At 67.7% G+C, this 11,706-nt stretch carries 3 protein-coding genes; all 3 read right to left on the bottom strand.

Annotated features, from left to right (window positions below; genetic code table 11):
- Window positions 1-2 precede the first annotated feature (2 nt).
- From AB0N02_RS05045 to pglW, 3 genes are read right to left on the bottom strand one after another with little or no spacing between them, the layout of a single operon-like run.
- A complete protein-coding gene (locus AB0N02_RS05045) occupies window positions 3-3,698 on the bottom strand; it encodes a phage resistance protein (RefSeq protein WP_363942884.1) in 3,696 nt (1,231 codons plus the stop codon).
- The gene (pglX, locus tag AB0N02_RS05050) at window positions 3,695-7,384 is read right to left on the bottom strand and encodes a BREX-2 system adenine-specific DNA-methyltransferase PglX (RefSeq protein ID WP_363942886.1); all 3,690 of its coding nucleotides are present in this window, start codon (window positions 7,382-7,384) and stop codon (window positions 3,695-3,697) included. The genes AB0N02_RS05045 and pglX overlap by 4 nt, the downstream gene beginning before the upstream one ends.
- Window positions 7,381-11,697 (bottom strand): BREX system serine/threonine kinase PglW, encoded by a 4,317-nt coding sequence (pglW, locus tag AB0N02_RS05055; protein WP_363942888.1) that lies wholly within the window; start codon window positions 11,695-11,697, stop codon window positions 7,381-7,383. Before pglW ends, pglX begins: the two co-directional genes overlap by 4 nt.
- Between the last annotated feature and the right edge of the window lie 9 nt (window positions 11,698-11,706).

The raw sequence follows: 11,706 nt of genomic DNA on the forward strand, positions 1-11,706 counted from the left end.
GATCAGTCCACCACTCGCCAGGTGATCTCGATCTTCGAGCCCTTGTGCTCGCCGGCCAGTTTCAGCAGGTCGCCCAGGACGGCTTCGAGCTGGGACAGCGGCACGGTGCGACGCCCCTCCTTGGAGCCCGGAACCGGGACCGTAGCCCCTCCACCTCCCCCTGAAAGCTTGGCGGGGTTCGGAACCACGACGGGAGGCGGGTCCACGACAGGGGGCGTGACGATGGGGGGTGTGACGACGATGGGCGGATGGGCGGCCACCACGAGTTTGACGGCGTCGTCGTTCGCCGTCTTGAGCGCGGGGATCAGCGAGACGACCTGCTCGTTCTGGACGGAGACCGTGCGCAACCGCTCCAGGACCAGCTTGGCCTGCTCATCCGAGCGCTGTGCCACCGCCTCCACGATGGACCACTGCACTCCGGCGAGCGCCTTCGCGACTGCTTCTGCCTCCTCAAGGTTCACTCGGTAGGTCTCCAACGGCTGGTCCAGGGAGAAACTTGCGAGCTCACGCAGCAGGGGCGTGTCCTCACCGATCCCGGCCAGCCTCTCCACGAGCCCGGCAGCGGTCCTGGCGGTGGCCAGGCGCCGCGATGTACCCAAGCCGAGCAGGTCAGCGTGGAGCTCCAACTCGCGCACCAGCATCTCGGCGTCGGGCAGCAGTTCGCTCGCCTTCTTCCGTACGGCGGTGCCGAGGGCGTGCACCGCCCGCGCGCTCGCCACCGGCGGGCGCTCGATCTGGAACAGCCCGGACGCACGCTCCGACGCCACCCGGAACTCCTCCCGGAAAGGGAGGTCCTGCGCGCGGAGCACCATGTCCCCGGGCAGATTCCGCAGGTCCGGAGCCGCGACCACATGGCCGCCGCGCACCCAGGCCCGGTCCCGCTGGATCGCGTAGCCGTAGACGATCAGGCTGACGATCTCCTCCGGTAGGCCGGGCTGCTCGGCCCTGATCCACTCCTTGATCTCGCGGACGGTGAGGTCCCCGGTCTTGCCCGCCTTGCTGGCGGCCCGCTCGATCCGCAGCGGCCACTCCTCGCGGAGCACGAAGTGGGCCTCGTGCATGATGCCGAGCTCCAGAGCCTCCCCGATCCGCTTCAACACGGGGATGTCGTTCTTGACGACCTCGGCCCGCTTGGGGTCGCTCTGCGTGGCCTGCTCGATCTTCTCCAGCACCAGTTGCAGATCCCGCGGCCGGTAGGCGGTGCCGCTGCCATCCGGATCGAGGTTCGGGTGCTTGGCGAACTGGTGGTCGAGTAGTTTCCCGCAGATCCACTGCAGGGCGCCGTTCAGCCCCTTGCCCGCCTGCAGCCGGATGTCCAGCCCGTCGATCAGCGGCATGACCGGCTGATCCGACTCGCGGCCCACGTTGGCCGGGTCCGGTTCGGCCACGCCGTACGCTTCCTTGATCACATCGCCCAGCCGGACGAGGAGGGCCTCGCAGCGGCTTTCGAGTTGCCTGCGGGCGTGGTGGCGATCCTCCTCCGTGAGATTTTCGGCCAGCTCCTTCAGCACGTCGCCGGACAGGACGTGCTCGATGACGATCAGGTCTCCGAGGTCGCTCAGCCGGTCCTGGGAGAAGAAGTGCGGCAGCCAACCGGCCGTACTGGCGTTCGGCTGGTCGGCACGGATGCGCAGCAGCCGGTTCCGGTCGTCGGCCGGACCGAAGTTCCCCTCGTCGAACGGGTAGTCCACGATGATCCGCAGCGCGCAGGGCTCGGACGGCTCGAACTTGCGGCTGTCCAGCCGCTCGGGGTCGCGGATGTTCTCGAAGACCACCTCGACGACCCGGGGGGTGCCGCGCCAGACGATCTCGCGGCGCGACTCGATCTGACCGCTGTTGGGCACGCCTAGCTCAGTCCAGAGCATCTCCTGCAGCCGCCGCCGCTTGGCCGCCGAGTCGTCCTTGCCACGGGCCCTGGCCAGGATCGCCTGGGTGTCGACGCCGATCAGCGCCATCTCCACCGAGGGGTCGTCCGGGCTGCCGGAGATGCGGATCTGGCCGAAGGTGGAGGCCAGATCTCGCAGGGTGGCGGCGACCTGCTTCTTATCTTGATTAGGGATCATCGTGACGATCGAGCCGTAGTTGAGCGCGGCGATCCGATTCGCGGTCAGGTTACGCAGCGCGGGCACGTGGGGTACCAGGGCCGCCAGCAGCAGCGTCTTGGCCGTGAGGTCGTCCAGGCGGAAGGCCGGGGTGGGAGCGGCGTCCTCGGCGAGATTGTGCTTCTGCAGCAGGTGAGGCCGCAGGCGCTCGGTGTAGAACCGCTTGGCCTGGTCGAACTCCTCGCGGAGCTTGTCGCTGAACGGCTTGTCGCCGCCCGCCGCTAGCACGTCGTAGATCGCACCGAGCGGCACGATCTTCCCGGCTTCGAGGGTGTCCCGGTGGTCCACGAGGAGCTGCTGCGTCAGCTTCAGCGCGCTTCGCTCCCGTTGCAGCGCCGAGGAGATGTCGATCATGGCGGAGAGGAAGGCGGGGCTGAACGGGTAGGTCGTCCGGAAGTCCTGCCGGGTCGCGCCGCCGCCCTGGGCGTCCAGCAGCACGTCCCACACCTGCGGGTTGTTCCTGGCCGTCCGCTCGAAGGCCGCGTCCAACACGGCCGTCGCCTCCGTGCTCTTCGTCCGGAGCAGGCGGCGCTTGATGATCTCGCGGAGGTTCCGGTCGGCCAGTGTGAGCCTGCCGAAACGACCGTCCCAGTACTTGAGCGTGTCGAACAGGCTGGCCGTCTGCGAGCCCGCGATGTCCCGGCCGACCAGCTCGCGCAGGTCGCGCTGCCGTGGCACGAAGCTGACGATCGGCGCCGGCCGTTCGTGCTCGGCGCTCTCCACCAGCTTGGAGACGTTCTGCGCCTCGCGGCGGACGAAGGAGTCGTCGCCGAGCCGCCCGGCGAGCCAGAGCACCAGCTCGTCCAGGAGCAGCACGATCGCGTCGTATCCCAGCTCCTCCTTGGCATGCGCCGAGATGACCGAGAGGCCCTGGTCGAGGTCGATGAACGCCTCGCCGTCGCCGTGCATCGCCCCCGCGTACCGTTTGAACGGCCCCGCCAGCAGGTCGGTGACCAGCCGCCGTCGTTCCCGACTGCCCGGAGGGGCGGCGAAGGCCCGGTCGAGGAACTCACCGTTCCACGCCGCCCGCCTGTAGTCACCCTCTCCGGCGGGAAGCTCGGCGATGAACCGTTCGTCGCCGAGCCGGGCGCGCAGGTCGCGGGCGTCGTCGAGCAGTGCCTCGTCCCGGTAGACCGCGGGCAGTTTCTTGTCCGGGTGGAGCTTGCCGACGTGCTTGACGTAGCCGCCGAGGACGGCCGAGTCGAGGTTCTTCGCGCCGATCAGGTGGTACGGCACCAGCAGGATCCTGCGGTCCCGCAGCCACGGGTCATGCTTGGTGATGGTCGGGACCAGATCGCTCTTGTTCCGTACGTCCGGGTTCTTCTGCAGAATCGCGTGGAGCACGGCCATGAAGTGGCTCTTGCCGGAGCCGAACGAGCCGTCCAGGTAGGTGGCGTGCGAGCTGTTGGTCTCCACGGCCTTCTTGACGACGTCCAGCGCCTCATCGAAGGTCTCCGCGAGCTGTGGGGTCACCACGTAGTCGCGGATGGTCCGGTCCGCGTGGCTGACGCCCTCGGTCAGCTTCAGGACGAAGTCCCCGGCGTGGACGCGCTCGGGAATCTCAATCAGGTCGCGCAGCAGTTCCGCCATCGTCATGCCTTCTTTCGCCCGCGGCCGGTCATGAGGGGACGCCACGAGGTGAGATCGTCGTCTGTCAGGCCGTACCGGTGTCGCTGGTCGTCCAGGTAGCCGGTGAGCGCGTCGGCCCAGGAGCCGCCGTAGTCGGGGTCGACCTCGCTGTGCCACTGCCTGATCCAGGGCAGCACCTCGTGCAGACCCGCGATCAGCGGGATGAGCTCCTGCTTCTCCCAGAGGTCCTGGTCGGCGCGCTCCTCGATCAGGGTCATCAGCGCGTAGCCCTGGTCGCGGTGGTCCCAGCCCGCCCAGCCGAGCAGCATGCTGTCGTCGGTCTTCGAGTTGGCGCCAGGATAGGAGACGAACCGTTCCTTGGGCACGTCGAGCTTGCCGCGGTGCTTCCAGAAGCCGGGCCGGAAGTCGGCGCTGGCGTACTTCGGCGGGACCGGGATGTTCAGCCGCTTTCCGGTCTCGTCCTCCTGGCGCTGCAGCTCCCAGGTCCGCTCCCACTGGACGCGCTTGCGCAGCCCGGTGTCCTTGTAGCGGAGCGCGGCCAGGTAGGGCACGTGCTCATCGGCCAGGATCGTCTTCAGCACGTCGGCCAGGTCGGCGTCCGGGCTGAGGCCGATCGCCGTGGTGAGCAATCGCGCCACCCCGACCACGTCGGCGTCGTCACGCAGCTTGTCGGCCAGCCGGTTCACGGTCATCGGCTTCGGCTGAGGCTTGCCGAAGTCGTCCTGGACGTACCAGAGGTCCTTGGTCTCGCAGCGGTCCAGCAGCCACGCGGTGAGCGCCTCGCGCTCCTTCTTCGCGTACGGCTCGGCGGCCCAGCGGCGCTTGCACTCCGGACGCTCGATGAGCGCGATGTCCCGGCGCCTCTCGATGCACTCGATCCGCCTCTCGACCACCTTGCGGTAGGCGGCGGGCCAGTGCTCGGGCAGCTCGGTGATCGGCTTCGAGCCGTGCCGGGCGAACCACTGGGTCTCGATCTCTCCGGCGGTCATCTTCCGAGCGAGCACGATCTCAAAGGCCCGCTCACCCAGATTCAGGAGAGGAACCTCATCGGGCTCTCCCGGCCCGGCCGCCCAGTTCTCCACACACAGCTCAGCGGCCTCGTCGGCGTCGAGCAGGCCGTAGAGCTTGTAGACCTCCCAGTCCAGTTCCTCTTGAAGGGAGATCATTCGGCTACGGATCCGATGATATTTCGTCTGTCCACTGTCCAGTTGCTTACGCGTAGGTATAGATTTCGCGCAGATAACCGATGGCTCTACTTCGTTCGCTTGTTGGCTCAACGAATCAATCGCCAAGGCGAGCTTGGGAGAAAGATTTGCAGGAAATGGAAAGGCCTTCAGCTTTCCACCGTCGATGGTGTATCGCTCTTCCCAGGCTTCGTCTTGAATTCCTCGCCCAATTCCACTCCCTCCCTTTGGGGGCATTGTCTGCCTTAGCCAAAAGGTGGCAATTGAGCTATTTAATATATTTATGAGCGATGGAAATATATTCTCGTCGGCCGATGAGGGGAATCTAATTATCGGAGCTGAGCGTACGTATGCATCCTTTCCGCGATCCCACAGGAAGTGAGCATGGGTTGCGATCGCCGCGAAGACAATTGCGTGTCGATGGGCGCCTTGGTCGCGCGGCAGTTGATGCCACTCCCACCAAGGGCGCCCGTTCTCCTTGTAGGTCTGGCCGGTGAAGGTGGTGCGCGACCACATGCTAGAGCGGATTGGCCAGTAATAAGAAAGTGCTCCCCCTGGAAGCTCTTCTTCTTTGAATGCGGACTTGTCGTTATGGTAAGGGAAGAAGAATAGTCCTGGCCTTGATTTTTGCCAATCGCGCACGTTTTCCCCGCGATATGTTGACCTTCCGATAGGGAATTTCTCCCTTGCGTTCAGGCCTGCACTGTATGGGAGGGAAAACGCTTCGTCGGCGTGTGTGTCACCGTAGAATCCGATGCGAGTGACGAATCCTTCTAGCTTAAGATGGCTGGTGGAAATAAACTCCATGATTTCCTCTGCCGTCCCGCCTGAAAGTCGCCAGGGGTAGGTAGAGAACTTTGTGCGCTCGGAGTCTTGGACAGCGATCCAATCACAAACAGAACCAGGGGCGTCTATTAGATCAATTATCGACCTCCAGACGACTCCGCGTTCCGGGTTTTCGAGAACGGTCGGCTCGCTTCGCAATCCCTTGATGACGCGAATTTTTTTCGACCGGGGCCATCTCTTACGGCCGAACAGAATCATGGTAGGAGTGCCGTGGCCTGGAATTCGAACGCCTTCGGTGTCGATAATGTGGGTTAGATCGATGGTAGGAATGTAATTTTCAATTAGAGGTTTTCCGGATTTGCTCTGCGTGAAGGCTTTGGCGGTTATCTGGCCCACGTACCCAGAATGACTGTAGGAACCGTCATCGCGTTTCGCCAGCTGAAAGAATCTCTCAACAAAAGGAATGCTGAGGGCAAATTCGCCAGTGCAGTTCGGGAAGGATTTTTTGTAGTTTTCGCGCTCGCGTGGGTCGTCGACGTAAATATATGGAGGGTTCCCTATTACGCTATGGTAAGACCCTTCACCTAGAAGGTCATCGTCTGTAAACCTGGCGACATCTTCGGTTGCGTGGGTGAATTCTTCAACGAAGATTTCACCTTGTATGCCCGCAGCGCCTCGTCCGTGTAGGAGTGCGTCTCCAACCCCCACAATAAGGCGAAAATCGGGCATTTCCGAAAGCTTTTTAATGCTTCCGGCGTCCATTGCTGCAATGAGCAAGCGAAAGCGAGAGATAGCAACAGCGAAGGGGTTCTTGTCTGCGCCGTGGACCGACTTCAGGGCGCGGGCGATCAGGTCCCAACGGTTCGCGCCTGGGGCGTCCTGCTCCCACTGGGCCAGGAGCCTCTTGAACGCCCCCAGTAGGAAGTGGCCGGACCCGCAGGTCGGGTCGATCAGCCGGAACTCGCCCTTCAGGAACTCCTCGTGGAACTCCTCCAGCGCGGGCGTGAGCGTGTAGTCGAGGATGAACTCCTCGACGAACTCCGGAGTCTGGAGCAGGGCGTAGGTCTTCTTGGCGTGCTCGGACAGGTCCTGATACAGGTCGCCCAGGAAGCGGGTGTCCTCGCCGGTGAAGTCGTGCCTGACCTGACGGTCGGCGTCCGTCTCCCGCCAGAACCCGAGGAGCCGCTGTGCCACCGGGTGCGAAGGACCGGCCAGCCGGGCGGCGGTGGCCTCCCACCGGGCGTCGAACGACAGGCCGCTCTCGCCCTCCCCGGCTGGGCGGGCGATCAGCCACATGGCGTTGTGCTCGAAGTCGAACAGGCCCGCCACGACCGGCGTCGACGCCATCGCGCGGAACCCGGCGAGGATCCAGTCGCGGTCGGTCCTGTCCGGATGAGCCCGGAAGAAGTCGCCCTGCCGCTCCTGCGCCACGTCCAGCCGGTCACCGGGACCGGCGAGGTAGGGCAGGTCGATCAGCCGGTTGTCCTCGGCGTACCGGAGGAAAACCGTGCCCAGGACCCAGGCGACGGCCGACTGGGTGACCCGCTCGTCGCGCCACGACTCGAAGGTGGCGGCGATCCGCTCCGCCGTACGGGCGCGTTCCCATTCGCGGCGCAGCTCGGTGTCGACCTTCTTGTCCTGCTCGGCGCAGTCGCGCAGGTCGTCCTCCAGCGTGCCGACCTGCTTGCGGAGGTCGGCCAGCAGCACCTTACGGTCGATCACGAAGCTCTCCTGGGGGTGGAGGTGGCGTTGTCAAGGGCGGCCATCGCGTCGCGGGGCATGGCCAGCTCCTCGTTGCCGCCGGGGATCACGGGGATCGCCTGGCCGTCGAGCTGGGCCGCCTCGCGCGGGTCGGCCATCGGGGCGAGGAGCCACACGCCGTGCGGCGTCTCGTAGGTGCTGCGGGCGGCCTCGGCCAGGCGGGCCAGCAGCTCGGCCCCCCCGGCGTAGCGGGAGACGAGCCTGCCGTCCCGCACGACCTGGGAGAAGGGGGTCGCGTCGTGCAGCAGCGCGATCCCCTCCATGGCCCTGATCCGCTCCTCGACCAGGGCGAACGCCTCAACGGTCATGTCGGCGAAGCCGACCCGGTTCACCGGGGAGGCGTCGGACGAGTCGGTGGCCAGCACGATCGGCCACTCGGGCACGCCCCACTCGTCGCGCACCTCGCGCAGCGCCCGGATGAACTCCGCGGTCACGTCGACCGGCGAGATCCGTAGCTCGGGGATGGCTTCGAGAACGGCGGGCAGCTCGGCCGCCTGCCCCCTCTTGATCCGGGCCTTGACGACCAGGAAGCCGCCCCGGTCGGCCACGGTCGCCAGCCGGTTGAGGACCTCGGAGGGGTCGAGCCGCCCGACCCGGCCGAGGGTGGTGTGAGTGGCCGTGCTGCTGGGCAGCCGGGTGTGCAGGCTCGCGGCCGGCAGGTGGTACCGGCCGTCCACGTCGATCTCCACCGACAACCCGGCGTCCTTGAGGACCTTACGCAGGCCGCCCGCGTGGTCGGGGAACGAGACCAGGTGGGGAAGCCGGGCCAGCACCCGCTTGCGCAGCTCCTCGGGCGTGATCGGGGTCGACAGCATGCCGCCGACCTGCGCCAGCCGTACGGCCCTGACCGGTTCAAGGTCCGTCGGATAGATCTCGAACCGCTGGGTCACCGCGGCGGACACCGACGCCGCGGCGGCCAGGGAGACCAGCCGGGTGTCGGGCAGCGGGGGCATGCCGTCCGGGGCGAGGACGGCGCGTAGCGCCCGCAGCGCGGCGGTCGTCACCGGCAGCGGATCCCGCCGCGCCAGCTCGTCGGCCTTGCCGCCGAGGGTGAGGGCGTAGTCGATGAGCTGGGCGTCGCTCGGCAGCGCCCGCTCACTGCTGACGTGGGCCACCAGGACGCGCCCGTCGTTCTTGCGCCGCTTGACCAGGCGCGGGTTCTCCAGCTTCTCCTCGGTCTCGATCGCCGCCCGTACGGCCGCCGCCGCCAGCGCCAGCCGGGCGGCCGGTTCCTCAAGCGCCGAACCCCGCCGGGCCAGCAGCTCGGCCGCCAGCTCGGAGAACTCCATGATCCGGCCGTTGTCGGCGAGGATCCGCAGCAGGTCGTGGCGGAGGGCGGTGACGGCGCTGTCCTTGGCCCACCGCTCACGGGCTCTCTTGAGCACGCTGCCGACGTAGCCGGAGCTGACCCCGACGAGCTCGCCGATGTCCCGCTGCGGTGCCCACGGTTTCACCGGGGAGGGGGCGCCGTCCGGGCCCGGCAGCGCCAGGCTGAGCAGCAGCGCCTTCGTTCCGCTGTCACCGGGTTTGGCGTTCTTCGGGATCAGGCGTCCCACCAGCTCGTCCAGGCCGAGCGTGTCCACGTTCTCGCCGGCGGCGACCGGCTTGGCCTCGACGGCCCTGCGGATCGACTCGGTGATCTGGAAGCGGCGGCGCCACTCGCGGGCCCGGCGGAGCAGCTCGTTGCGCGGGGCGACGCCCACGCCGCGCAGCCGCTGGATGCGCCCGCCGGGCACCCGGATGAGCTCGCCGACGGTCTCCACGCCGAGGTCGTTGAGCGCGACCGACAGCGCCTTCGGGGTCAGGCCCGCGGCGACCAGGGGAGTGACCTCGGTGGCCGCCTCGGCGGCCTGGTCGCGGACCTCCTGCGGCGCCGCGGCCTCGTCGTGCCCGGTGCTGCTGATCGGGCGGCTGTCCTCAAGCGCCCGGAAGATGTCACGCCAGGCGTCGCGCATGGCCTGCAGCGTGCGGAAGCGCCTGCCCGAGTCGCGGGCCAGGGCCGTGGTGAAGAACTCGACTAGGCCCTCGCGGATCTGCGCGTCGAACCGGTCCTCGGCGAGCTGCGGCACCGTCTCGGCCGGGCCGAGCAGTTTCGGCTCGACCATGCCGTCACCCCACGAGGGGTGCTCGCAGCTGGCCATCTCGTGCAGGGTGACCGCCAGGGCGTAACGCTCGGCGTGGTCGTCGTAGACCGGGCGGCGGTCGGTGCCGACGAAGGGGTCGAGGTAGGGCGGGGTACCCGCGGTGACGACCTTGTCGTCGGTGTCGGCGAGGGAGAAGTCGAACAGGACCAGCCGGGTCTGCCGGTTGGACAGGGTCCTGACGGCCAGGTTGTCGGGCTTCAGGTCGCGGTGCCGGACCCCCTCGCTGGCCAGGTAGTCGACGGCGGTGAACAGGTGCTCGCCGTAGCGCTCCAGCTCCTCGATGGAGAGCTGGCCGTCGTGGCGCAGGTAGTCGGCGAGTGTCGTCTGGCCCGCCCGCTCCAGCACGATGAGCGTCCGGCCGCCGAACTCCAGCGTTCCCGACTTCTCGACGAGGTCGACGATGTGCTGCGAGTGCAGCCGCTTGAGGACGGCCGCCTCCCGCTCCAGGCGGGGGATCGCCGCGTCGTTCAGCGCGACCTTGAGGACCGCCTCCTGGGTGGCGTCTTTTCCGGCGCCGTCGGTGCCCCTGACCGTGCGCTCCGCGAGCAGAGCGCGGGCGGTCGAGCCCTTGCCCAGGGTGCCGAGGATCTTCCACGGGCCGACCTCGGCCCCCTTGGGCGCCTGGAGCGGGTCGACCTCCTTGGGCGCGTAGAGCCTCTCCTCCACCAGGTCGAGGCGGCGCAGCAGCGCGCGGACCGAGTCGAGCCGGTCGCACACCTCGGGCCGGGTGGCGTCCCGGACCAGCTCGTCCAGGAGGGGGTCCATCGAGTCGGTGACCGCGCTCGGGACCAGGCCCGACCGCTCGGCCAGCAGGAGGGTCAGCTCGCCCCGGCTCTCGGCGGGGGCCCTGCCGGTCAGGACGAGGTAGGCGCACGCGCCGAGCCCGAAGACGTCGAGGGGAACGCTCTCCGCGTCCGGCTGGACGAACTCGGGGGCGAGGTACGCCTGGGCGGCCTTCTCGATGTGCCCGGCCAGGGAGGGGGCCGCGTGCTGGGTGAGCGTCTGGCGGACGGCCACGCCCGGCCCGGCGATGCGGTTCAGCGCCGCGGTCTGCCAGTCGGCGACCATCAGCCGCGGATAGCGGCCGTTGGCGTGGAACTCGACCCAGACGCTGCGCGCCGCGAGGGCCCGGTGGTAGAGGTGCTGGCGGTGGGCGTGGTCCAGCGCCTCTGCGAGCTGTTTGATCATGTCCAGCCGGGTGGCGACGTCGAGCTGCGCGCCGTACCGGGTCATGTAGTGGTCGAGGCGGAGCCACTCCGGCTTGTGCGGGAAGAGGACGGCCGGGCCCCCGGGGTGGTCGTCGCTGAAGTCGAGCGCCTTGAGGATGCCCGGGTGGTCGATGCCCTGCAGGACGAGGTACTCGCGGCGGGCGACGCGGCGGGTCGCCTCGCGATCCTCCCTGGTGGCGCGCTGCTCGGACAGGTAGACGCGCACCCGCCGGTGCTCACCGGCCAGGGCGGTGTTCTCGGCGAGGTAGTCCTCCCAGGTCGGCCCGGTCTCCAGCGATCTGGCCTGCAGCTGCCACTGGCCGACCTTGATGTTCTTGCGGACCGCGCTGACGCCGATCCTACGCAGCAGGTCGGGCAGCCGCCGGGCGAACGCGGAGTCGATCCGCCGGCTGTCGCTGCGGGGCGCCTGGCCGAGCAGGCCCTTCCAGATGCCGGGCAGGCCGCTGCCCGCCTCGTCCCTGGCGTAGACGTTGAGCCGCTGAACCTCGTCGAGCTCGCTGACGAGGCCGGGGTCGGAGAGGAATACGGCCGGGGCGATATAGGGAATACGGACATGTAATTCCAGCTGCTGGGCGGCCCATTCGAGCTGGCCTCTGAGCTCTCGGCATTTCTGGTTGGTCAGATCGAGCGGGTTGTCGAGGGTGAGAGTCCGCTCGCCGATGAAGCTCCAGTGGCCGCCGTCGTTGACGACCCGTCCCGGATGGCTTTTTATCTCAACGAGGAAGCATCCCGCCGGGGTCGTGACGAGCAGGTCGACCTCGCGGGAGTGCCCGCTCCTGGCGGTGAAGCTGAAGGTCTGAAAGCCCAGGTGAGGATCCGTGTCGGGCAACTTTCCCCGGACGTAGTCGAGGGCCTCCTGCTCCCAGGGGAAAGGTGAGCGAGGTCCCTGCCAGCGGTCCACTGGGCTTTC

The sequence above is a fragment of the Streptosporangium sp. NPDC051022 genome (assembly GCF_040683035.1).
In the GTDB taxonomy this organism is placed as follows: Bacteria; Actinomycetota; Actinomycetes; order Streptosporangiales; family Streptosporangiaceae; genus Streptosporangium.

Coding starts and splice junctions, on each gene's coding strand:
- AB0N02_RS05045 (WP_363942884.1), bottom strand. CDS start 3,698: ATGACGATGGCGGAACTGCTGCGCGACCTGATTGAGATTCCCGAGCGC.